Annotated in this window: 19 protein-coding genes and 1 pseudogene; 3 read left to right on the forward strand and 17 right to left on the reverse strand. The window is 40.4% G+C overall.

Going from position 1 to position 23,510, the window contains the following annotated elements:
• Positions 1-19: 19 nt before the first annotated feature.
• From QFZ73_RS04065 to QFZ73_RS04105, 9 genes are all read right to left on the reverse strand, one after another.
• Positions 20-421: an acyl-CoA thioesterase gene (locus QFZ73_RS04065; RefSeq protein WP_307263260.1), complete on the reverse strand. Its 402-nt coding sequence runs from the start codon at positions 419-421 to the stop codon at positions 20-22.
• Positions 422-436: 15 nt separating this feature from the next.
• Complete coding sequence (locus QFZ73_RS04070) at positions 437-1,216, reverse strand: enoyl-CoA hydratase (RefSeq protein ID WP_307263264.1); 780 nt, start codon at positions 1,214-1,216, stop codon at positions 437-439.
• Positions 1,213-2,100, reverse strand: coding sequence for a 3-hydroxyacyl-CoA dehydrogenase family protein (locus QFZ73_RS04075; RefSeq protein WP_307263267.1), 888 nt, complete (start codon positions 2,098-2,100; stop codon positions 1,213-1,215). Before QFZ73_RS04075 ends, QFZ73_RS04070 begins: the two co-directional genes overlap by 4 nt.
• Before the next feature lie 42 nt (positions 2,101-2,142).
• The gene (locus QFZ73_RS04080; protein ID WP_307263270.1) at positions 2,143-2,706 is read right to left on the reverse strand and encodes a TetR/AcrR family transcriptional regulator; all 564 of its coding nucleotides are present in this window, start codon (positions 2,704-2,706) and stop codon (positions 2,143-2,145) included.
• A gap of 72 nt (positions 2,707-2,778) precedes the next feature.
• Entirely contained in the window at positions 2,779-4,389 is a 1,611-nt protein-coding gene (locus QFZ73_RS04085) for a long-chain-fatty-acid--CoA ligase (RefSeq protein WP_307272573.1), read from the reverse strand.
• Between the two features lie 37 nt (positions 4,390-4,426).
• A complete protein-coding gene (locus tag QFZ73_RS04090) occupies positions 4,427-5,200 on the reverse strand; it encodes an SDR family oxidoreductase (RefSeq protein ID WP_251427445.1) in 774 nt (257 codons plus the stop codon).
• Positions 5,197-6,426 (reverse strand): acyl-CoA dehydrogenase family protein, encoded by a 1,230-nt coding sequence (locus QFZ73_RS04095; protein ID WP_251427442.1) that lies wholly within the window; start codon positions 6,424-6,426, stop codon positions 5,197-5,199. Before QFZ73_RS04095 ends, QFZ73_RS04090 begins: the two co-directional genes overlap by 4 nt.
• 118 nt (positions 6,427-6,544) lie before the next feature.
• Positions 6,545-7,855 (reverse strand): ATP-binding protein, encoded by a 1,311-nt coding sequence (locus tag QFZ73_RS04100; protein WP_251427439.1) that lies wholly within the window; start codon positions 7,853-7,855, stop codon positions 6,545-6,547.
• Positions 7,856-8,053: 198 nt separating this feature from the next.
• On the reverse strand, positions 8,054-9,406 hold the full coding sequence (locus tag QFZ73_RS04105) for a TrkH family potassium uptake protein (RefSeq protein ID WP_307263279.1): 1,353 nt from the start codon (positions 9,404-9,406) through the stop codon (positions 8,054-8,056).
• Between the two features lie 232 nt (positions 9,407-9,638).
• On the opposite strand from QFZ73_RS04105, the gene QFZ73_RS04110 reads away from it, so the two are divergent.
• Positions 9,639-9,830 (forward strand): alpha/beta-type small acid-soluble spore protein, encoded by a 192-nt coding sequence (locus QFZ73_RS04110; RefSeq protein ID WP_034314196.1) that lies wholly within the window; start codon positions 9,639-9,641, stop codon positions 9,828-9,830.
• 80 nt (positions 9,831-9,910) lie between these two features.
• Here the strand turns inward: QFZ73_RS04110 and QFZ73_RS04115 are convergent.
• The 7 genes and pseudogenes from QFZ73_RS04115 to QFZ73_RS04145 form a co-directional block, all read right to left on the reverse strand.
• A protein-coding gene (locus QFZ73_RS04115) for an IS3 family transposase (RefSeq protein ID WP_307262181.1) occupies positions 9,911-11,253 on the reverse strand; the annotation gives its coding sequence in 2 pieces (ribosomal slippage) (positions 9,911-10,812 and positions 10,812-11,253; 1,344 coding nt in all).
• A gap of 153 nt (positions 11,254-11,406) precedes the next feature.
• Positions 11,407-12,516 (reverse strand): anti-sigma factor domain-containing protein, encoded by a 1,110-nt coding sequence (locus tag QFZ73_RS04120; protein WP_307263286.1) that lies wholly within the window; start codon positions 12,514-12,516, stop codon positions 11,407-11,409.
• On the reverse strand, positions 12,513-13,256 hold the full coding sequence (sigI, locus tag QFZ73_RS04125) for an RNA polymerase sigma factor SigI (RefSeq protein ID WP_307263289.1): 744 nt from the start codon (positions 13,254-13,256) through the stop codon (positions 12,513-12,515). The genes QFZ73_RS04120 and sigI overlap by 4 nt, the downstream gene beginning before the upstream one ends.
• Before the next feature lie 516 nt (positions 13,257-13,772).
• Positions 13,773-15,159, reverse strand: a pseudogene (locus tag QFZ73_RS04130) (IS1182 family transposase).
• Between the two features lie 136 nt (positions 15,160-15,295).
• Entirely contained in the window at positions 15,296-16,078 is a 783-nt protein-coding gene (locus QFZ73_RS04135; protein WP_251427428.1) for a TerC family protein, read from the reverse strand.
• A gap of 259 nt (positions 16,079-16,337) precedes the next feature.
• A complete protein-coding gene (locus QFZ73_RS04140; protein WP_307263293.1) occupies positions 16,338-17,897 on the reverse strand; it encodes an aldehyde dehydrogenase family protein in 1,560 nt (519 codons plus the stop codon).
• A 144-nt stretch (positions 17,898-18,041) separates the two neighbouring features.
• Positions 18,042-18,332 (reverse strand): hypothetical protein, encoded by a 291-nt coding sequence (locus tag QFZ73_RS04145; protein ID WP_307263296.1) that lies wholly within the window; start codon positions 18,330-18,332, stop codon positions 18,042-18,044.
• Positions 18,333-18,692: 360 nt separating this feature from the next.
• On the opposite strand from QFZ73_RS04145, the gene QFZ73_RS04150 reads away from it, so the two are divergent.
• A complete protein-coding gene (locus tag QFZ73_RS04150; protein ID WP_251427419.1) occupies positions 18,693-19,886 on the forward strand; it encodes an FtsW/RodA/SpoVE family cell cycle protein in 1,194 nt (397 codons plus the stop codon).
• A gap of 117 nt (positions 19,887-20,003) precedes the next feature.
• Here the strand turns inward: QFZ73_RS04150 and nhaC are convergent, their stop codons facing one another.
• The gene (gene nhaC / locus QFZ73_RS04155) at positions 20,004-21,383 is read right to left on the reverse strand and encodes a Na+/H+ antiporter NhaC (RefSeq protein ID WP_251427416.1); all 1,380 of its coding nucleotides are present in this window, start codon (positions 21,381-21,383) and stop codon (positions 20,004-20,006) included.
• A gap of 783 nt (positions 21,384-22,166) precedes the next feature.
• Here nhaC and QFZ73_RS04160 point away from each other — a divergent pair.
• Positions 22,167-23,501 (forward strand): IS1182 family transposase, encoded by a 1,335-nt coding sequence (locus tag QFZ73_RS04160; RefSeq protein ID WP_307263301.1) that lies wholly within the window; start codon positions 22,167-22,169, stop codon positions 23,499-23,501.
• Positions 23,502-23,510 lie beyond the last annotated feature (9 nt).

Below are 23,510 nucleotides of genomic sequence, written 5' to 3' on the forward strand. Positions count from 1 at the left end.
CCTTTAGACTTTTGTCATTCTAATTATGAGCAAGATGTGTAATGAGCTTTTCTTTAATAAATTCAGGAATAGGTTCACTTTTTTGATCCAAAAAATTAAAACAGACTAAAATTGCACTTCCCTTAGCAATCACTTCCCCAGTTTGTGAACAGAGGATATCATGGACCATTTCACAACTTTTCGTACCTACCTTTGTCAAAGATGTACGAATGGTCAAGAGTTGATTGAAATATCCCTGAGCAATAAAGTCGCATTTAGTGGAGGCTAACAAAAAATTCCAAGATTCGACATTCGTCGCTAAGCCTAAAGCTTCAAAAAATTTCATACGTGCTTCTTCGAGGTATATGAAATAGCTTGTGTTATTGATATGGCCCAAAGCATCCGTTTCGGAAAAACGGACGTTGACTTCCAATTCATGCATAAAACCCCTCCTTGATTAACGATGAACGAAAGCAGGTTTACGTTTATCCAAGAAAGCGGCAACCCCTTCTTTAACATCTTCAGTTTGGAAGATTTCTTCAAAGAGATTCGTTTCAATCTCTAGACCTTGTTCAAGCGTTGCCTCACTTCCTTCATTAATCGCCTTCTTGATTCTCGAAAGTGCCTGAAGTGAGTGCCTTGTCATTCGTGAGGCCAAGATTTTCGCTTCCGATAAGCCGGAGCCTTGCTCAACGACTTTATTGACAAGCCCGACCTTTTCCGCTTCGATGGCACCAAGCGGATCACCGGTAAATATAATCTCTTTTGCCTTTGCGTTTCCTACAAGTCTGGACAAACGCTGTGTACCGCCAGCTCCAGGAAATAAGCCTAACTTCACTTCCGGCAGACCAATTTGAACCTGTGTTTCAGCCACTCGCAAATCGCAGGCCAGAGCCAGTTCGCATCCGCCGCCCAAAGTCAGGCCGTTTAATACCGCTATCGTAGGTTTAGGAAACTGGTCGATTTTGGTTAGGACGGCATGACCTTCCTTTACCACTTCTTTCATATTCGGGTTCCCCATCATGCTAGGGAATTCTTTTATATCAGCACCTGCCGCAAATGCGATATTGCCTGCACCGGTTATGAGCACCGCAACAGTTTCAGTATCTTTTGTAAGATCATCGAATGTTTCTCCCAATTCCCTGAATACTTGTTTACTGATTACGTTTAATGGAGGATTATCGATGGTGATGACCGCAAGCTCATTTTCCTTAACCACTCTAATTAATTTTGTCATCGATTCTTCACTCCTTGATTTGGATATTCATACCAGCCTTTTCCTGTTTTCCTTCCTAAATGTCCTTTATTCACCTTTTCTTCTATACAAGCATTTGGCTTGTCTTCTGGATTTCCAGTTTCATTGTATCGTTGCTGCATGACAAAATATCCTACATCAATACCTGATAGATCCATCAGTTCAAAAGGGCCGATGGGGTGGCCTAAAGCCTTCCTGCAAATTAAATCGATATCCTTATAGTCCACAATTCCTTCTTCATACAAATATAAAGCCTCACGCTGCAACGCTCCCAAAATTCGGTTGGCTACGAATCCCGATATCTCTTTCCTCAGCAAAACTCCTGTCCTATTCATTTTCTCTGTGACTTCCATCGCAAGCTTCGCTGTTTCCTCCGATGTTTGATCACTCATGACAACTTCAACACAATCCATTATTAGAGGCGGGAAAAAGAAATGCATATTAATGAACTTATCCGGACGATTCGTCACACTCGCAATCAGGCTATTGACGATCGTTGAACTATTCGTTGCAAAAATGGTTTCTGCTGGGGCCAATTCTTCAAGTTTAGCGAAGACTTCCTGTTTCACATCAAGTTTTTCAACAACCGCTTCAATGATCAAATCAGCTCCACTGGCCGCTTTCTCAAGATCCGTGGTATATTGAAGACGGCTAAAAGCAGCCAATTTACGATCTTCAGACAATTTTCCTTTTTGAACCCATTTAGTCAAAATGACGTCCAATTTTGCTTGGGCTGTATTCAACGCCTTTTCCTGAACATCCTGAAGAATCGTTTCGTAACCTCCAAGTGCAGCAAGCATCGCAATTTGATGCCCCATCTGCCCAGCCCCAATTACGGTTATTGATTGAATTTGCTTGTTGGTCATGCCATTATCTCCCTTCAACTAACTGGTTAGTATGTAACCTGGTCACGCTTCGATTCCGTGCAGGATCATCCCCATAAAAATGGCTGCAACTTCCTGTTCGGTTTTTTCACCTTCTGGGTCGAACCAATGGTAGCTCCAATTGGCCACACCCAAAATAGCAAAAGAGATGATGGATGCATCGAGATTGCAACGTAGTTCTCCGCTCTCTATGCCACTAATCAGCACTTGCTCGATTTTATTACGGAACTCATCCCGCTTAGGAAGGATTTGTGCAAGTTTTTCGTCACTTAGATTTTTCATTTCACGGAAAAAGACCGTTGCGCTGGATTTTTTGGTTTTGATGCTTTTTAAAAGCATCAATACCATATCGAAAATCTTATCCTTACAGATTTTCCCAGGTTCCAGCATGATTATTTCCTGCTCACTAAGCAACTCGTCTATATAAGCTAGATGTATATCCATAAGCAACTGCTCTTTGCTCGTAAAGTAATAATAAAACGTTCCCTTCGTCACCCCGACCGATTCGACGATATCAGAAATCGACGTTTCACTAAAGCCCTTCTTTTCAAATAAGCGTATGCTATGTTCTGTCATTTTTTCTTTCATGTATGCATCCTCGCAATCTGTTAAAATTTCAGCTGAATTGATATCATACGCTTCCGTACTATCAAAGCCATCTTATTTCCTGGAAAGTTCTTCTCTTAAAGCTCGCCTTAAAATCTTTCCGACATTTGTTTTCGGTAACTCTTCACGAAATTCGACGAAATGCGGAACTTTATAGGCCGATAGGTTTGCACGGCAGTAATCGATTATTTCCCGGTCATTTGCCGTTTTATCATTTTTAAGTACAAGCACCGCTTTTACCGACTCCCCACGGTAAGCATCTGAAACCCCGATGACAACCGCTTCCTGGACAGCAGGATGTTCATAGAGAACTTCCTCCACATCTCGCGGGTATATATTATAACCACTTGCGATGATCAAATCTTTTTTCCTGTCGACAATATAGAGATATCCGTCTTCATCAACTTTGGCGATATCACCCGTATAAAGCCAACCATCCCTAAGGGTCACCGCCGTTTCCTCCGGCATATTCCAGTAACCTTTCATCACTTGAGGTCCTTTGACGACCAATTCCCCCAATTCGCCAGGGGCCACTTCTTTTGTCCCGTCTCCCAGGTCCATCACTTTATATTCAGTCGAAGGGATACCTATCCCGACGCTCCCAGGCTTCCTTTTTGCAAATGCCGGGTTACAATGCGTTGTTGGCGAAGCTTCCGTAAGACCGTAGCCTTCCAATATCTTCGCACCCGATTTTCGTTCGAACTCACGTAGCAGTTCGACGGGCATCGGTGCACTTCCGCTGTTACAGACCTGAATTGAGCCCATTCCATATTCTTCTGCCTTTGGATGATTCGTCAACGCTACATACATGGTCGGTACACCAGGAAAAGTGGTCGGCTGTTCACGCTTAATCGTTTCCAGCACTTCTTCTATTTCAAATCGTGGCAGCATGATGGAGTCACCCGCGATATACACGGATAAATTCATTGCGGACGTCATTCCAAAAACATGAAAAAGCGGGATGACCGACAGCGTTCTTTCAGAGCCCATTTTTAATTCATGCTTGAAGAATTCATACGATTGAATGACATTTGCCAGAATATTGCTGTGAGTCAGCATAGCCCCTTTTGAACGGCCAGTCGTTCCTCCTGTATACTGAAGAACGGCTATATCATTTTCCGGATCAATAGATACGGGATTGATTTTGCCGTCCCCTGTCTTCATGAATTGGTCAAAAGAAACATCAGGCAGGAAATCTGCATCCGAAGGCTGAAGGCTTACGGCGATAATATTTTCCAGATTTGCATGTTGCTGCACACTTTTCACTTTCTGGTATAGTCCATCCAATACCACGATCGTTTCTGCACCGGAGTCCTGTAAAATATGCTGCAGCTCCCTTTCAACCAGCATTGGGTTGATTTGGGTGATAATGGCTCCTGTTGTCAACGATCCATAATAAGCTATGACGTATTGCGGACAATTAGGTAGCATGATGGCGACTCGATCGCCTTTTTGAACACCTTTTTTTTGCAGGGCTGAAGCAAAGGCTTGCGACGCATGAAAAAGTTCCCGATATGATATCTTTCGGTCATAAAAAGTAATAGCTGTATTGTTTGGATGGGACTGACATGCATTTTGAAGGATTCTTTGCATCGGAAACTCAGGGACTATTATTTCCTTTGAAATTGAATCAGGATAAACGGAAAGCCATTTTTTTTCATTCATCATTTCATACCCTCCAGCCATATTTACTTACATTTCATTACTTTGCATGTGCCCCCCCATCGACAATCAAGATATTTCCAGTCACAAAATCAGATGCCTTTGAGGCCAGGAAAACCGCTGCCCCTTTCAAATCATCATCATTCCCTAATCTTTTTAGCGGCGTGGAATCCAAGATAGGATTCTTTCCTTGCTCAAGAACCCCTTTCGTCATTTTTGTCGGAAAAAATCCGGGTGCGATTGCATTAACATTGATATTATGCTGACCCCATTTAACAGCTAAATCCTTCGTTAAAGTAATGACCGCCCCTTTACTCGCATTATATCCGACCGTATCAAGCACCCTCGGGTCGGTCCCCCCTAATCCTGCCACGGAAGCGATGTTAATGATTTTCCCATGTCCCTGCTCAATCATGACCCTGCCTGTTGTCTGGCTCATGATAAAGGTTCCGGTTACATTGACATTCATCACCTTCTGCCACGCTTCAAGGGGCATGTCGACGGCTGGTGCCCCCCAGGATGCCCCGCTATTGTTTACTAAAATGTCGATGGCACCAAATTCACGGTAAGTTTCGTTAACAACTTCCTGTACATCTGACGGATTGGTGATATCACATTTGAAGGAAAGCGCCTTGACTCCAAGCTTTTCGATTTGCGAAGCAACTTCGTCGCATGCCTCCTTCTTCCTTGAACAAAGAACGACATTTGCCCCAGCTTCGGCAAAGCCGGTTGCTATTTGTGCTCCCAAACCTCGCCCTCCACCGGTTATGATTGCCGTCTTTCCAGTTAGATCGAATAAGTCGGTAACTTTCATATTTTCACCTCATGCTTTTGTTGGTATTTTCGAAGTTCTATTTTAGCTACTTGTGAGCGGTGAACTTCATCTGGACCATCAGCAAGCCTTAACGTCCGTGCATTTGCCCAATGTGCAGCAAATGGGAAATCATCGGAAATCCCTGCAGCTCCAAAGCCTTGGATGGCCCTGTCCAGCACATTCAATGCCATATTTGGAGCCACAACTTTTATCATGGCAATCTCCGCCTTCGCTTCCTTGTTCCCGACAGTATCCATCATATAAGCAGCTTTTAAGGTCAGAAGCCTTGCTTGTTCTATTTCAATCCGTGAATCAGCAACCCACTCCATGATCACACCTTGTCTCGCCAATGTTTTACCAAATGCGACACGACTTTGAATGCGCTTACATAATTCTTCAAGTGCTCTTTCGGCAGCGCCGATCAGCCTCATGCAATGATGTATCCTTCCGGGTCCGAGTCTTCCTTGGGCAATCGCAAATCCTTTGCCTTCACCCCATAGAATATTCGTTGCTGGGACCCTCACATTTTCAAAAGTGATTTCGGCATGGCCATGCGGGGCATGATCATAACCAAACACAGGGAGCATTCTCTCGATTTTGACACCCGGTGTATCCAGCGGTACAAGAATCATTGACTGTTGTTCATGCTTGGACGCCTCAGGATCTGTCTTACCCATGACAATCGCAATCTTGCATCGGGGATCACCTGCTCCTGAAGACCACCATTTCCTGCCGTTTATGACATACTCATTACCCGCCTTTTCTATCCTGCACTCGATATTGGTCGCATCGGAAGACGCCACTTCCGGTTCTGTCATCGAGAAGCATGAACGGATTTCCCCAGCAAGCAAGGGCTTCAGCCAGCGTTCTTTATGTTCATCTGAACCGTATCTCACCAACACTTCCATATTACCAGTGTCCGGGGCGTTACAGTTGAAGATTTCAGGTCCTATCGACGACCTACCCATGATTTCACAAAGCGGTGCATATTCTAGATTTGTTAAACCCGCTCCAAAACCGCTATCAGGTAAAAATAAATTCCATAATCCTTCTTCTTTTGCTTTTGCCGTCAATTCAGATAAAATCGGGGGTATTTCACTCCAGCGGCTCTTCTGTGCTTCGAGCTGCTTTTTGTATAATGATTCATTTGGGTATACGTGCTTTTCCATGAATTCCGTTAACTTCTTTTCCAGATTTTTCACCTTCTGAGTATGTTCAAAGTTCAAATTGAATTCCTCCTTTTAAACTTACTAACCGGTCAGTATGTCATTACTCTTAAAGTATATACACAACATTCAGATTTTTTCAATAATTAAGTCATTTATTTTCTTGTCATTCAAGGCCCTATATCTGGACCTTTTCATTCTCCCTATATTCCTTTTGGTGGACGGTTGGAAATATACAGACGATTTTCGTACCTTTTTTCAGTTCACTTTTGATGAAAACTTTTCCGCCATGCTTTTCGATGATTCTAAAACAAACGGAAAGACCCAATCCTGTTCCTGATGTTTTTGTAGTGAAAAATGGTTCTCCTACTTTTCGAAGGGAGTTTTCCGGAATACCCTCCCCTTCATCCAAAATGCTCAAAAAAACTTCCCCATTTTTTTCATATATGCTCACAAAAATATTTCCGCCATCCGCCATCGATTCTATGGAATTTTTTATCATGTTTATTAGTACTTGCTTGATTTGGTTTTCATCAAAATACATAAAAATAGGTTCTGAATCATAATTTTTATGTATTTGAATATTGTTCAGTACGGCGTTTGTCTCCAACAGCGTTACGACATGGTTGCAGCTTTCCTTTATATCCTTCTCAAGAAAAACCGCCTCAGCAGGTTTCGATAGCAGCAAGAGTTCATTCAGCACTTGCTCGATTCGATTTATTTCCGAAAAAATAATATCATAGTATTCCTGCTTTTCGGCACCGCCATCTTTAATCAACTTCACGAATCCCATTATAGCTGTCATCGGATTCCTGACCTCATGTGCAATCCCTGCCGCAAGTTGGGCAGCCGTTGATAATTTGCTTGATGTGATTGCCAAATGTTCGTTTAGGCTCACAAGCTTTTCCTCCGCATGTTTACGTTCATTGATTTCAGATAATATGCCCGCCGTCCCGATGAATTTCCCAGCGTCATCGTAAATTAGTTTAACGAATGCTTCAACCCAGCTTGTTCCCTTTTTCGCATTTAGTTTAATGTCCGCACGAAAATATTTATTCCCTCGATGAAAGGAGTCCGCAAAGGCCTTTAATACGTCTTGATAAGAAACGTTATCCATATATTTAGAAAAGTGAAGCCCCAGGGATTCATTCACGGTTGCACCACTCATCGATTTCCATGCCGGGTTTAAATACAACCATTTCCCTTTCTCATCCGTTTGGAAAATAACCTCATTGAAGCTATTGATCAATTCTTTAGAGTAATTGGAGATGATGCGATAACGCCCTTCGCTATCCTGCAATAAAGCAATCGTTTTCCGTTTATGATCAAAGATGGCACCCAAACACCAGGCAATGGTTAAAATTACGATTAAATATACTCCTGCAAAGGCGGAAAACCTTCGTTCTTCATGCCCCAGCCACCCTATATAGGGTAATATCAATATGAAGAAAAGGGCAGGGACAAAGATCCTTCCAGTATATTTCTTCACTTCTGCCACCTCCTTACCAAAATGATTTATACTTCATCCGAATGAATTCGAAGTAAGGGGTCAAATTAAGCATATTTCTGTATATAGAAGTGGTAGAATACTCACTTATAGGTAAATTTCAACATTTTGTCCATGATTCCTGCAAACAAAACAAAAAACCTTTCCTCGATGGAAAGGTCACTGTCCTACTTAAATCATTTACCCAATGATTACGCGTTCCTTTGGATAATGGAAATTTTCCGTAACTTCTTTATGGCCTATGATATACAGGAGGGACGTTATCCCGACACGGCCAATGAACATAATGATCATAATGACAATTTTACCGGTATTACTGAGTTCAGGCGTAATTCCCATCGAAAGGCCGACTGAACCGAAAGCCGAACATACTTCAAAAATGATTTGCATCAAAGTAAAATTCTCAGTAATCGATAAAATGAAGACCGCGATTATACAAAGGAGCGATCCCATGATCATAACTGCTGTCGCCTTTCGAATATCATCGGGATGAATCTCCCGCTTGAACACTTTAACGGAACGCCTTCCCCTCATGAAATTCCATAAAAAGAGAATCATAATTGCCAGGGTTGTTGTCCGGATACCTCCTCCAACTGAGCTAGGAGATGCTCCAATAAACATCAATATGCTCATCAATAAAAGGGTCGGTTCCGAGAAATCGCTCACATTCATCGTTGTAAGGCCACCACTTCTCGTATTCGATGACATAAATAGAGAGTAAAAAAAAGATTCATGCCAGCCCTTATCTTTAAAAAACCCTTTCATCTCCAGCAGGAAGATAAGGATAGTTCCCCCAATGATAAGGCACAAGAAAGTGACTGATGTCAGCTTCGTGAACAAAGAAAAATGAAACTTATAAGTACGGGCTCTATTGGATAAAAACTCTTTCAACTCAATCAAGACAGGAAACCCGATAGCTCCAAGAGTAAGCAGGATAATCGTGATGAACTGTACAAAATAATCGTCTTTAAATGGAATCATTGAAATACCGGTAATATCAAAACCAGCATTCGTGGTGGCACTTACGGCTAAAAATAAGCCATTTAAAAAGGCTTCTTTCCAGTTTGGAAAATAATTCAGAAAGTAAATGCCTAAAACTAGAGCTCCAATCATTTCAATTACGACAAATATCTGAATGATTTGAATCAATAATTTAACAAGCCCCGAAAGATTCGATTGGTTTTGATCTGTCATGATCAATTGCCTTTCCTTCAAGCCGATTTTCTTACCCAAAATCAACCAGAAAAACGTTCCAAGTGTCATGATGCCAATACCGCCAAATTGGAGAACAAACATTAGAATGAAATAGCCTACCTCATTATACACTTCGGGCAAACTAACAACTGTTAGACCTGTCACACTAACTGCACTTACGGCTGTGAATAATGCATCCATGAATTCAAATTCTACGCCTGGCTTAAGAGCAATCGGCAGACTCAATAGTACGGTCGAGATACTTACGGCCAAAAAGTAATAACCGACGATAAGCTGAGCAGGTGTTAACTTTGATAATATTTTTTTGATGGCAAGCATAAAGAGTTTCCTTTCTTACTCCTTTATGGTTATGCGAATCACATAACCATTAAAAATCTAGTTTACCCTTTTTTCATTCTTTTTTCCATTCTCTTTTAAAAATGACTTACTTACAACAAAAAGGCAGGTTTACCAATAAGTTTGATGCCGCTCATATAAGTAAAACTCCGTATTCTACTTATACTATCATTACAGCGGCAAAAGCCGTTGAAAAAGTAAAGGGGAGATTCAAATGGCTAACAGCAGTAACAATCTTCTTGTTCCTGGAATCGAACAAGCATTAGAACAAATCAAATATGAAATTGCATCTGAATTCGGTGTACAATTAGGTTCCGATACTTCAGCACGTGCCAATGGTTCAGTTGGCGGAGAAATCACGAAACGCCTTGTACAACAAGCACAATCTCAACTTAAAGGTCAATAATTTATATCATAATTGAATATCCATGGCTAAGAGTCCAGCTGCATGTGAAGTGAACCCAAAAAGTTAGACACTTTATTTAATTAGGCAACCTTGAGGGCATGAACCCGGTAATCTACTGGGCTCATGCCTTTTAATTTTACTTTGATTCGTCGGTGATTGTAATAATGGATATAATCTTCCAGTTCTTTTTTGAAATGCTCCATGCTGTCGAACTTCTGTAAATAAAGTAATTCCGATTTCAGTAAGCCAAAGAAGTTTTCTATGACGGCATTGTCTAAACAATTTCCTTTGCGGGACATGCTTTGTAGAATGTTATGTCTTTTCAAATCATGTGAGTATTGTTTCATCTGGTAATGCCAGCCCTGATCTGAATGGAGAACGGGGGAATCTTTCGATTCCAATCGCATAAAGGCTTGGTCAAGCATCTTGGAGACTAAGGGATAAACAGGACGTGATTCGATATTGTAAGCAATAATCTCTCCATTAAATAAGTCTAGAATGGGCGATAAATACAACTTCTCACCGTGTAAATGAAATTCAGTTACGTCCGTAACCCATTTTTGATTTGGCTTTGTTGCCTTAAAATTACGATTGAGGATATTAGGCGCAACCTTTCCAATCTTGCCTTTGTATGAACGGTATTTCTTCATACGGACCAGACACTTTAGTCCCAACTCCTTCATCAATCGAAGGACCGTTTTATGGTTCATTGAAATCCCCCTATTACGTAATTCCAATGTAATGCGTCGATACCCGTATCTCCCTTTATTCGTATGAAATATCTCCTGGATAACTGGCTTTATTTCTTCGTATTTATCCTGACACCCGAAGGCGTTTATCCAATAATAATAGGTACTCCTTGCGAGATTTGCGACGGACAGAAGTAGCTTTAAATTAAAATCTTCCCTTAGTTCATGTACTACTTTCGCTTTTTGCGTTCGGACGCTTCGCTTTCTTGAACTAAGGCTCTCAACTTTTTTAAATATGCATTCTCTGCACGTAATCTTTCATTTTCAGCCTGTAACGCCTCTAATGACCCTTCTACTGGTTTTTTCTTCGTTTCTTTTTTCATGGATGGACGCCCCTTTTTCTTCGTTTTAAGAGCGTCAACTCCGTACTCCTCCAATTGCTTTAGCCAATTAGTAATAGTAGAAGGAGAAGCAATGTTATACACAGCAGCTGCATGGGTACTAGACACTCCAAAATCGTTCATATAGTTTAGTACATCCATCTTAAAGCTAATATCATAATTTGTATAGGTAGACATTAGCCCTTCTATCCCATGTTCTTTATAATGCGCCACCCATTGCTTTAAAGGAGTCAAACTGATATTAAATTGATTGGCTACAGTTCTAAATGAGTCTATTCCTTCTAAATAAGCAAGGACAGATTTTAATTTCAACTCTAATGAATATTTTGTCATAAAAAAAGCACCTCCAATTGTTAGATGGTGTCTAACAATTGGGGTGCAGTTCACATGCTGGACTCTTTTTAATCATTATGTCCATTTCCGTTCCCATTATTGCCTTTACCCCTTTTCGACTTATCCCAATCTTGCTTACCTTGTTTATTTTGCTTATTTTTTGTCGTGCTTTATAGGATCATCATTATTCTTTTCTTTGGCTGATGGAACTTTTTTCACATCGAACTTTTTATCATTCTTTTCATTTTTCTGCTTGTTCTTTGATTGGTTGCTGTGATTGCTATCGGATTTTCCTTTTGACTCATTGCTTTTTTCCTTGTATCCATTTATCGCATTCCGTTTTCCAATTGTATCTTTTCGTTCGGTTTTGTCCTTAATTTTGGTGAATTGCGTTCCGGGTTTTTTCCGTTCAGTCGGTTTGGCTTCATTGGCCGGCTTTTGCTTTTTTTCAATTGCATTATTTTCTTTTTTATTTTCTCCATCCGATTTGTTTTCCGTACTCAGCGTTAGGCTCTTCTCTTTAGGGATAACAACCTTTTCCTCAACTTTTTCATCTGGCGCTGGAGCAGGCTCCCTCTTATTGACTTTTACCTTTTCTTTATCTTCATTCAACTTCTTTTCAAGATACTTACCCGTGGATATACCTTGTTCCCTTGCTTGCTTCCGATCGTTTTTTGTTGCCTGGATCACTTTCATTCTTGTTTTAGAAACATTATCCTCAGATATTTCTTTTAACTCTTCTTTTAAATTCTTATCCAGTTCTTTATTTTTTTTCAATAACGTTGTGGAAACGACGATTTGTTTATTTCCTTTCAAATAACCAAGTTTCTTCGTCGTTTTAACGATTCGATTTGTAACAATCTTTATATCCTTGCCTTCCCATTCCTTCAGCTGACCAATCACAAGCTTGCCGTCTTCATTTAAACCGGTAAGTTTGAGAACTTCTAAATCATTATCAAGCTCCAATTCAATGCTTGGATTCACATCTATGGTCATATATGCCGACACAGGACTAGAGAAAAAAGAAGGAAGAATCGAAAAGAGAATCAAGAAGGTGGAGGCAATGCTTAGCACGGCAGTTTTTTTCAAAGATGAATGAAAATTGGAAAAGGCTAAAGTGAACTTTTGTTTAGCAGGTGAAAAAGTGATTTCCTCACCCACTTCATATACCCGTTCCTGCCTTTTGGTTTTCAGAAATTCACCCTCTGGGGTCAATAGGGTTACAAATCGCTTATTAACTGAAAGAATAACTCCTTTTTTCATCCATCGATAGCCCCTTTTATATAATCATTCAAATACAAAAAATCTCCGTTTATTATGATTGCCACAGCAATGATGTATTTTCTGTTCCGTTCAATCGTTTTTCTGCTTACTTCCACTTTCCCCTCAAGCTGTTTTACGGGCAGCCGCTTTTTTGCAAACAGGATTTCTTTCAGTTCGTCATCTTCCATTAACAATCTAGCGATCATAATAGCTCCCTTCCTGGCATCTGCATGTTTGGGGGAGTTTTCAACTAAATCCTCAAATGACAGACCAAAATCCTGTAGATGGCTTATATAAAGCTGAATTTCTTCTTTTCTTCTTTCCGATTCCTTCTGCTTCTCGTATTCATTGATGGAATTTTCATTATCAATATATATATGGCTTTGATCATTATCATCATTCATTGATAAATCCAATAGGACTTCTTTTTGTTTGGACTGGCTTCTTAAATAATCTATAACCCTTCGTTTAACGAGGGTTTCGGCAAATGCCAATAAAGAACGGCCTTTTTCCGGGGAATATTTATCGATTGCCTCGTTAAAAGCAATCAATCCAATACTGAATTCATCATCTGATTCGTATATGTAACGCTTGCAAACCGATGACACTGTTTTCGCAATAAAAGGTTTGAATGACTCTATAGTATCATTACGAAGGCTTATATCGCCTTGTTGAATTTTCAATACGGTTTCTTCTAAAGAACGCTTTTTTTTGAATGCTGTAAACAACACACCAAGCATCTGCTCACCTCGCTCCTGTTGAACATAAAATACGTATCAACATACTTATCTTAAGCGGAGGGAGTCTAAAAGACAGTACCAAAAGAACTATTTTTGCGATTTAAATGAAATCACTTAATATATCAACATGATAAAATACTTAGTTTTTTCTCGTTTATTACAGTGCAATTACAGTAAAATATCTTTTTCCGGATTTTTGTCCAATACAATGGGACAATTGTCATTTTTATAATCGGAATTTAATATTCACATCTTTTAACATATCATTCGTAAACATATCTCCGCTTTTGAGGGTCATCTTCATAAATACATTAAAAAGCAAAAAAAATAGGCGTAACCAGCAAGCTGCTGAAAAACTCACGTTTTTCTAACTAGTACGGTAAACCAAACTAAAAAAAGACGATTCTCATTCGATACTTGAATGGAAATCGTCTTTTTTTGCTTCTGTGTGTCACTTTTTTAGGCCATTAATTTCAATATTCTTTTCAAGTTAACGGTGAAAATAGCCATTGCTCCTTATAATTCCATGCCAAGTAGACCCGAGGATTTTGCAACATCATACCCGTGCCTATGTTTCAATTCACTGTTTTTCGCTTCAATTTTATAACGTTCTTTTGATTTTTCTTTAAAATACTCACTTTCCTGGAATATAGCCTGTTCTGTATGTTCATTGGATTTAATACTGACAGAATAGGTCTTGCTTTTCGCTCCTTCTTTATAACAGCCCTCTTTAAAGGGACAAATCTTACACTTTTCTACATCGAAGTAATAGGTATCCGTTTGATTCGTCGCTACATCTTTTTTGCCCTGGCGAGCTTTCCTGATAGCCAAATGCCCTGCCTTACAAACGTACATTCCTGCATCCTTGTTAAATTGAAATTCCTCTTCCTTCTTCCGGAATCCCTGTGTAACTGAAGGATTCAATTTTGCGACTAGTTTAATGTTATTTTCTTCACTGTATTCAATATTTCCCTTCTCTGAGTAAGCTGCATCCCCAATCACGGTCTCAATCACCATACCGGCTGCCGTGCTCTTTTCAATTAATGCCTTTAATTCTTTACCGTCCGTTTTTTCACCTGTAGTGATAGTCGCAGCTGTAATGATTCGCTCCTCACTCATCGCAAAATGTGTTTTGTATCCAAAGAAAGAAGGGTCAGCGCTCTTGTGGCCAATCTTGGCATCTTGGTCTTTGGAGATTCTTAACTGTTCGATATCATCGGCTACCGTTTCCTTTATTAGATTTAACTGCTCTTTTACCTTTGGATATTGGGTGATACGCTCTTTTGTTTCCACTACCTCGATGAGCTTCTGGCAATAAGTAATTTCATCCTGCAATACATAGTAGTGGTTTTGGATGGGAATTTATTTTTCATCTCTTCATCTATCGAATAGATTACTTTTCTTAATCTTTTAGATTGGTCCATCAATATTTCTTTTGGAGTCTTATGATTGTATCTGGCTTTCGTGTCGGTGGCATCCACAATAATCGTTTTGTTTTTAATGATTTCCTTTTCAATCGCAATCTCAACGGTTTTATGAATGAGCATATCCAAAAGGTTTATGTCTTTTAAACGGGGCTTTCGAAATTTCGTTAGGAGCTAGGGTCAATAACTGGATCTTCTGGAGCCATGCCGAGGAAATATTTAAAGGACATGTCATACCTGGAACGCTCAACTATATCCACATCTGATAGGTCATGAATGGTCTTGAGCAGCAAGTATTTAAACATACGTATTGGATCGACAGCATTCCTACCGTTATGAAGACAGTAGTTGTCCCTCAATTCTTCCAACACAAAAGAAAAGTCAATAAGTTCATTGATCTTGCGTAACATGTTTGGAACCACTACATCATAAATGGCCATATACGGACTAAAAACCATAGACGTTTGTTTTTGAATCATCGTACTCACCCACATAAATTTATTACCTTGATTATAAAACAAAAAAGGTAGATTTCTTCAGAATAAACTGAGAAATCTACCTCTATTGGCCCGGAAGGGACTTTTTCAGTGCCCTCTGACCAGCACGCCTGTTTTTTTAAGCTTCCTGTATCTTTTTCTCTTCTTTCTCTTTTTTTTCTTTTTTGCTTGAAATGATCCATGCACCTGCTGCAATTCCAATCAAAACGACCCAGAAAATTGATTTCCAAAGAGTTGATTCAGGGAAATGATGATCGATGACAGCCAGTGAAGGGTGTGCGAGTGTGTGTACCGCCAATTTCACTCCAACCCAACCCACAATCAAAAATGCTGCCGTTTCAAGTGAAGGACGCTGATGAAGCAACTTCACGAATGCATTTGCTGCAAATCGCATAATGACCAATCCAATCATACCGCCGAGAAACATGACAGCGAATTGCCCTCCGTCAATACCGCCGACTTTCATCCAGCCTGTTGCAGGAAGTGTAACAGCCAGTGCGACGGCAGCCAACATGGAATCGATTGCGAAAGCAATATCAGCCGCTTCAACCTTTACCACGGTCATCCAGAAGCCAGATTGCTTTTTAGGCTTCGTGATTTCCTTCTCACCTTTACCAGCGTATTTTTTGTAAATGTTCTGAAAAGCAATGAAAAGTAAATAAATCGCGCCGATTGCTTGAATTTGCCACACGTCGACAAGAAAGGAAATAAGGAATAAACTTGCAAAGCGGAAAACAAAAGCTCCCATCAGACCATAAAACAAGGCTTTTCGCTGTTGTTCTTTTGGCAAATGCTTAACCATGACAGCCATGACGACTGCATTATCCGCAGCAAGTATCCCTTCTAATCCAACCAAGATAAGAAGGACCCAGCCATATTCCAATAATATTGATGCTTCCATCCATTCAACCTCCAATAGTTAGTATTTCCTCCATATTGGCATTGGCAAAATAAAAAGACCTCTGCCATATAGGCAAAGGTCTTGCTGAACATGAAATCATGTCAACAAAGCCGATGAATGTTTAACATTCACGTAATGACGACTTTGTTTTAGGGCGAACCCTAACGCTACTCCCCTTTGAAAAGGAAAATCAGTTATTAAGTATATTAATAGTATACGCGCTCGTTATGAAAATAACAATCTTTTTTATAAATGGATCTCATTTTCGGTTCCCTTTGGATAATTTAATCAATCGCAAATACTCTTTGCCGAAACGAATCCAGTTCGGTTTGGCAGAAAAGTAGTTCTGAAACAGCGATAAAAAACTCGTGTATTTCCCTTCATATGGATACCATTGTATTTCTGTATCGTTTTTACCTTTATCGATCATGATCGCTTTTTCATGGCAGAAGATCTTCAATCCATGCTCGCCATGATAACGGCCAACCCCACTTTGTTTGGCACCGCCAAATGGTAAATGATGATTAGCAACAGTAATCAGCACATCATTGATCGTCACCGCCCCGGTTACTAACTGAGACGCAATCCTGTTTGCTTTTTCCCTATCCATCGTCCAAACGCTGGAATTGAGTCCATATTCACTTTGATTTGCCAGGGCAATCACTTCTTCCTCCGTATCGAAAGGCAAAACAGGCAACACGGGTCCGAACGTTTCTTCTGTCATGATTTTCATGGAGTGATCGACATTGGACAGAATTGTCGGCGGAATGAAATGGGTCTGTCCCGTTTCCCACTCTTTCGGAGGTGTTCCGGTTTCAAGTACAGCCCCCTTATTCAGTGCATCCTCCAGGTGTCCAGCCACAATATCAACTTGTGCCGGGAAAGTCATTGAACCGATATCATCCTCTGATTGCACCCCCTGCCTCATGGACTTCGTTTTTTCTTTAAGAAGCATTAGGAATTCCTTATAAACCGGACGTTCCACATAAACCCTTTCAACACTCATGCACACCTGCCCGCTATTTGTGAAAGCCCCCCAAAGAGCCCCGTTCACAGCCCGTTCCAGGTTAGCATCACGCAGAACGATCATCGGATCCTTACCGCCAAGTTCCAGAGTCGTTGGGATCAGGTGTCTTGCTGCGACCTCACCAATCATTTTTCCGGTCCTTACAGATCCTGTAAAAAATATATAATCTGGTTTTTGCTCAGTTAATGCCGCACCCAATTCTTTCCCTCCATGGGCAAACTGTATAGTTCCTTCTGGGAAACCAGCTTCAAGAAACAGATTTTCGATGCACACTCCAACTAAAGGAGTTACCTCTGATGGCTTGGCGATGACCGTATTTCCCGCTGCTAGAGCATTAAGAATGGGAACCATGGAAAGCTGCAGCGGATAATTCCATGGTGAAATGACGAGAATCATTCCACGGGGCATATAATGGATATAAGATTTTTTACCAATTAACATGAGTGGAGTGGTGACCTTCCGTCCGGAAAGGGTTGTCAATGCATGTTTCTCGATATGCTTGATTGCATCAATGGTTGGCATGATGTCAGCAACCAGCGCTTCAATTTTCACTTTTCCCGTATCTTTTGAAATGACTTCAGCTATTTCATCCATTTTTTCAACCATCAGTAAACGGAGCCGTTTTAAAAAGTGCAACCGTTCCTTGATGGGAAGATTCGACCATGATTGGAACGCATGTCTTGATTTCTTATATATATGAGGAATCGACTTCAATGGCGTTGGGACGATTTCCGCAATCTTCTCACCTGTTGCCGGAGAAAACACTTCCAACTTGTCATGTATTTCTTCCATAACTACTCCCCTTGCTTTACCTTATTTTTATTGGTACTCCATATCATTTTTATGCTTTAGATAAAGATCGACAAAAGCAGGAAAACCTTTCCTGAAATGCAGCAAGACTTCTGGGCTGCAGTGCCTTCAAAACGCCCTTTCCATTTAAATAATTCCTTGCAGGACGAATTGATAAGAGCGCCTGACTACTTTTCTTAAACAGTTCACGAGCGAAACGTTCATAAACTTCACTAAACGTACCAGGTTTTCCCCTGAACCCTCTTTATATAATGCCAGAGTCGCAGCAGCCTGTATAATATAATCGTTTGGAACCAAGTTCACAACTGGTCCCCTCTCTTCATAAGGTTCCTGCCCGATTCCTGCCACATAATTGGTGCTAAAATAAGTATACCTCCTAAGGTGAGTTACTCTAACAAATTCGTTTACAGTATCCACTACATCACATCACGTTTTAAAACTCAATTGGTGAAACCTCTTGAACTCCATCCCTGTCACAAATAGCCTTAAATAGTAATCTTCTTAATTGCACCATCGAAATGGAATATATAGTAAAAAGTTTTCATTATTAAAAGGAGTATTCACGTTTGCTATCGAAGGTAAGTATATGAATCCGAATTCGGCTATAAGCAAAAAGGAAATCCGTCAGACAAGTTTATCGATTTTTAGTGTTTAATATTGGGTAATGAAGGATAAATTCAAATTAACGAATAAAAATTATTATCTATATAACCGATTTTCCGTTACTATATAAGAAGGCGATTTTTTCGCGCATACATATTTGAGGTGAGCGCACAAGTGAAAAGAATAATTAAAGCATACGACTTCCCTATTTTCATCGCTGTCGTATTACTCTGTTTGTTTGGTTTAGTCATGATTTACAGTTCGAGCATGATTACTGCTGTCGCTCGATACGGTCAGCCCATGGATTTCTTCTTTGAGAAACAAAAAACGGCCTTTCTCATTTCATTCCTGGCAATGATCGTCACGATGATTCTTCCTTATAAGATGTACAAAAACAAAATGTTCTTGATGTCTATGATGTTTGGAATGGCCGGTATCCTTTTGCTGCTATTTATCTTCGGCCATACAGCAGGAAATGCCACAAGCTGGTTCAAATTAGGGTCAAAATCGATCCAACCTGCAGAATTTTCCAAATTAGCCATGATCATTTATCTGGCCGCCATTTACGGAAAAAGGCAGGATCGTATCAATAGTATTGATAAAGCCGTCATCCCCCCGATTTTCTTTCTGGTATTCATCTGTTTTTTAATCGGAATACAGCCTGACTACGGAACGGCAGCTGTCATTTTCCTGATTTCAAGTACCATGATCATTTCATCCGGGATGTCTTTTAAGAGTATATTCAAACTCTCTTTGATTACTGCGATATTCGTTGCCATATTTGCATTAGGAGTACTCGTTACAGGAAATTTCTCATCCGTTCTCTCTGAAAATAAGATATCTCGTTTTACGGGATTTGCAGATCCTTTTGGAACGGCAGGAGAAAGCGGGTATCAACTCGTGAATTCATTATTCGCAATAGGATCCGGTGGCCTTACTGGAGTGGGACTTGGTGACAGTGTACAAAAATACGGGTACCTGCCTGAATCACATACTGATTTCATCATGTCTGTCATTGCAGAAGAGCTCGGGATATTCGGAGTGGGATTCGTTCTATTGACACTTGGTTTTATCGTCCTAAGGGGATATGTACTTTCAGCAAAATGCAAAGATCCTTTTGGAAGTCTTTTATTGATAGGCATCTCATCCATGATCGGCATTCAAGTTGGCATCAACGTTGGCGGAGTGACTGGACTTATCCCAATTACAGGGATCACTCTTCCATTCATCAGTTATGGAGGATCTTCCTTACTGCTACTCATGCTTTCAATGGGCATATTCCAAAATGTCGTAATGCGAATGAATTTACTTGAACAGAAAGAAAAGGTCGTGTCCATCCCAAAAGATGAGATTGCGTCTTCAAAATAAAAGATCAACTTCTTTCCCCCCTGACATTGCCGCTCATGTCAGGGGGTTTTTCCCTTCTCTCAAGGTTATGGAAGTTCATATAAAAAAAACAGGCAGTCGAAACGACCGCCTGTTTTTTCATTTATAATGAATACCTATTTTCGTAAAGCCCGCAATCAAACTAAGCAAAGGACAAAGTAAGCAAAAGAATGCAAATGGGGCATATTCAAGGGTTGAAACACCCAATACCTGTGTCAAGAATACACCGCAGACACCCCAAGGAACCAGAGGATTCACAACTGTTCCCGCATCTTCAAGTACCCTCCCAAGCGTTTTTGGCTGCAAGCCTAAATCTTCATATTTCTGCTGAAAGGCTTTCCCAGGCAGTATTACTGACAAATACTGTTCCCCAACTAGGAAATTCACGCTGATTCCTGCAAATACGGTAGCTGAAATCACTTTCGCTACACTCGTCAATGAATCCTGGACAGCGTTTAAAATCGAAGGGATGACTCCTAATTCAAACAATAGTCCGCCCATCGCCAATGCCAACAACACCATCGAAACGGAGAACATCATACTTTCAATGCCGCCCCGCGATAGGATTGAGTCAAGTTGATCCATTCCACTCTTAAGTACAAAGCCGCCGTATAAGATATCCGCTAGTTTTGCAACCGTCAAACTTGGCGTTTGTATGAAAGCAATGACAGCAGCCGAAATGATTCCTGCTGATAATGTCGGAATCGCCGACACCTTTTTCAAAGCCATGACTAGAACGATGACAAACGGAATCAAACTCCATATGCTAATGTTCGTTTCCATTTCCAAGGCTTTGGTCATGGCTTCAATCTCCTCAACACGAGACAGTTTGACATTCGGTGAAAGGAAGTAAAAGATGATAAGTGATATTAAAAAACCTGGAATCGTTGTCCACAGCATATTATTAATATGTTCAAATAATGGTACACCAACAGTTCCCGAAGCAAGGTTGGTCGAGTCGGATAATGGAGACATTTTATCTCCAAGAAATGCACCGGATATGATTGCACCGGCTGTAATCGCCAACGATAAATCCATCGCCGCCGCCATACCTATGAAAGCGACTCCGATCGTGGCTGATGTTGTAAGTGAACTCCCGATACAGAGCCCAATTAGCGAACACACCAGAAATGTGACAGCATAGAAATATTCACCAGAAATCCAGTCAAACCCATAGTACATTATGGTAGGGATCGTCCCGCTTGCCATCCAGATCGAAATCAGCATTCCAATGAAAAAGAATATATAGATAGCTCCCATACCAGAAACTGCACCTTTGACGATAGCCGCCTCCATAATTGAAAATGGAAGCTTCTTGAACTTTCCATAAACAAATAGAAATAGGATAGCAGCTATTATTGGAATATGGGGGGCAAGTTCATAATATATGATACCCGTTGCAATGATTAAGAAAAGAATGGCCAAAACCCCAATTGCTTCAGGTAAGGAGAGTTTTAGCTTTGCATCTTCAAGACGCATGATGTATTTCCCCGCTTTCAATGTTGTATATTCTCTGAGGTAAGGTTCGGACCTTTTTACTCACAATTACTGAAACGCTTTTAAGCACTAAAGTACTAGCTAAATATAAAGGAGTTTCAGGAGATTGTCAAATGAATATTTTAGTAGAGTTCGATTTTTTCAGTGATATTTCTTTTCATGTTCAATTCATTCCATCATAATGACTTTTATGTGATTCGATAATTATTCGGGCTAATTGCAATGCCTAAGTTGTCTCATTGATCTTTACTAAATAATGAAACCGTTTTTCTCGATCAGGACTATGTATCCTGTTTTTCGGAAAAAGGTAACTTAAGAAATCACCCCACATTCCCACGAGAAAAGTTTACTGAGGCAATTAGGAAGCTATCGGCACTATTCATTCGCTGTATGTAAGGTCACCCGTAAGGTAAGCGAAAGTTATAGTAACACTTCTTTATGTATAAATATCTCCGGATAATGAAAAAAGCCCGTGTATATAACACGGGCTTCCAGACTGTAGACAAACTCGATGAAAATCGAGTTTGTCTATTTTTATGGCTTGTACAATTTGGACGTTGATTTCCACTCCAGGCACTCGCTTTCCGCGGGCGGTCGGGGAGCCTCCTCGGCTTTCGCCTGCGGGGTCTCCCCTAGACGCGCTTATCCCGCAGGAGTCTCGTACCTTCCGTTCCAATCAACTTTGTCTTACCTTTTAGATAGAACACTTTTGCCTGGAGTCATTTTTGTTTTAAAATAGAAGTATTAAAACTTGAGGTGATGAGGATGCTTTCTAAACATGATTCTATTCAGCGAGATCAACTGGTGCCACCGAACCATTTGGTTCGTAAAATGGAGGCTGCCATTGACTTCACTTTCATTTATGACTTGGTGAAAGATATGTATTCAGAGGTAGGACGCCCAAGTATTGATCCAGTTATTTTAGTTAAACTGACTTTCATTCAATATACCTTCGGTATTCGTTCCATGCGTAAAACGATTGAAGAAGTTGAAACCAATATGGCTTACCGTTGGTTCTTAGGCTATGGTTTCCATGATAAAGTACCTCATTTCTCTACGTTCGGGAAAAATTATGAGCGACGCTTTAAAGATACAGACCTGTTTGAACAGATTTTCTATCGCATTTTAATGACAGCTGCTAATAAAAAGTTAATAAGTGCTGAACACGTTTTCGTGGATTCCACACATGTGAAAGCCAGTGCGAATAAACGGAAATTTGAAAAGAAAATCGTTCGTAAAGAAACACGAGCGTATCAAGGACGTCTTCAAGAAGAAATCAATCAAGATCGTGAAAACCATGGAAAAAAGCCTTTTCCACCAGATAAATTTGATAAAGAAGAGACCAAAGAGATTAAAGAAAGTACAACGGATTCTGAGAGTGGCTACTATGTGAAAGATGAACGAACAAAACAGTTTGCCTATTCATTCCACGCGGCCGCAGACCGCAACGGTTTTGTATTGGGAACGATTGTAACACCTGGAAATACACATGACAGTCAGATCTTAGAGCCACTAGTTGAACAAGTGATTGAGAAAGTTGGAAAACCGGAAGCCGTTGCCGCAGATGCAGCTTATAAAACACCAGCGATTACAAGCTACCTATTTAACAAAGAAATCATACCGGCTTTACCTTATACACGTCCTCGCACCAAAGAAGGATTTTTCCGCAAACAGGACTATGTATACGATGAACATTTTGATTGTTACCTTTGCCCTTCGGGCGAAACTTTAAAGTACTCAACAACAAATAAAGAGGGCTATCGCGAGTACAAATCGCCAAAACAAATTTGTACAACATGCTCATTTTTATCTCGGTGTACAGAAAGCAAAGACTGTCAAAAAGTGGTGACACGGCATATCTGGCAAACACATGTGGAAGAAGCAGATCATCTGCGTCATCATCAAGATGTAAAACCTATATATGCAAAACGTAAAGAAACGATTGAGCGTGTATTCGCAGATGCAAAAGAAAAGCATGGTATGCGTTGGACTACTTTAAGGGGACTTAAAAAATTGTCGATGCAGGCGATGCTTACTTTCGCTGCCATTAATTTAAAGAAGATGGCCAATTGGACATGGCGAGGTCCAAAAATGGCCTAACATAGTGGG

It is taken from the genome of Peribacillus sp. V2I11, assembly GCF_030817135.1.
In the GTDB taxonomy this organism is placed as follows: Bacteria; Bacillota; Bacilli; order Bacillales; family DSM-1321; genus Peribacillus; species Peribacillus simplex.

Excerpts from the sequence above, each read along its gene's own strand:
- nhaC (WP_251427416.1), bottom strand. The coding sequence starts at position 21,383 with ATGCGTCTTGAAGATGCAAAGCTAAAACTCTCCTTACCTGAAGCAATT.
- QFZ73_RS04110 (WP_034314196.1), top strand. The coding sequence starts at position 9,639 with ATGGCTAACAGCAGTAACAATCTTCTTGTTCCTGGAATCGAACAAGCA.
- QFZ73_RS04105 (WP_307263279.1), bottom strand. The coding sequence starts at position 9,406 with ATGCTTGCCATCAAAAAAATATTATCAAAGTTAACACCTGCTCAGCTT.
- QFZ73_RS04135 (WP_251427428.1), bottom strand. The coding sequence starts at position 16,078 with ATGGAAGCATCAATATTATTGGAATATGGCTGGGTCCTTCTTATCTTG.
- QFZ73_RS04070 (WP_307263264.1), bottom strand. The coding sequence starts at position 1,216 with ATGACAAAATTAATTAGAGTGGTTAAGGAAAATGAGCTTGCGGTCATC.
- QFZ73_RS04075 (WP_307263267.1), bottom strand. The coding sequence starts at position 2,100 with ATGACCAACAAGCAAATTCAATCAATAACCGTAATTGGGGCTGGGCAG.
- QFZ73_RS04080 (WP_307263270.1), bottom strand. The coding sequence starts at position 2,706 with ATGAAAGAAAAAATGACAGAACATAGCATACGCTTATTTGAAAAGAAG.
- QFZ73_RS04085 (WP_307272573.1), bottom strand. The coding sequence starts at position 4,389 with ATGAATGAAAAAAAATGGCTTTCCGTTTATCCTGATTCAATTTCAAAG.
- QFZ73_RS04120 (WP_307263286.1), bottom strand. The coding sequence starts at position 12,516 with ATGAAAAAAGGAGTTATTCTTTCAGTTAATAAGCGATTTGTAACCCTA.
- QFZ73_RS04065 (WP_307263260.1), bottom strand. The coding sequence starts at position 421 with ATGCATGAATTGGAAGTCAACGTCCGTTTTTCCGAAACGGATGCTTTG.
- QFZ73_RS04140 (WP_307263293.1), bottom strand. The coding sequence starts at position 17,897 with ATGGAAGAAATACATGACAAGTTGGAAGTGTTTTCTCCGGCAACAGGT.
- QFZ73_RS04090 (WP_251427445.1), bottom strand. The coding sequence starts at position 5,200 with ATGAAAGTTACCGACTTATTCGATCTAACTGGAAAGACGGCAATCATA.
- sigI (WP_307263289.1), bottom strand. The coding sequence starts at position 13,256 with ATGCTTGGTGTGTTGTTTACAGCATTCAAAAAAAAGCGTTCTTTAGAA.
- QFZ73_RS04160 (WP_307263301.1), top strand. The coding sequence starts at position 22,167 with ATGCTTTCTAAACATGATTCTATTCAGCGAGATCAACTGGTGCCACCG.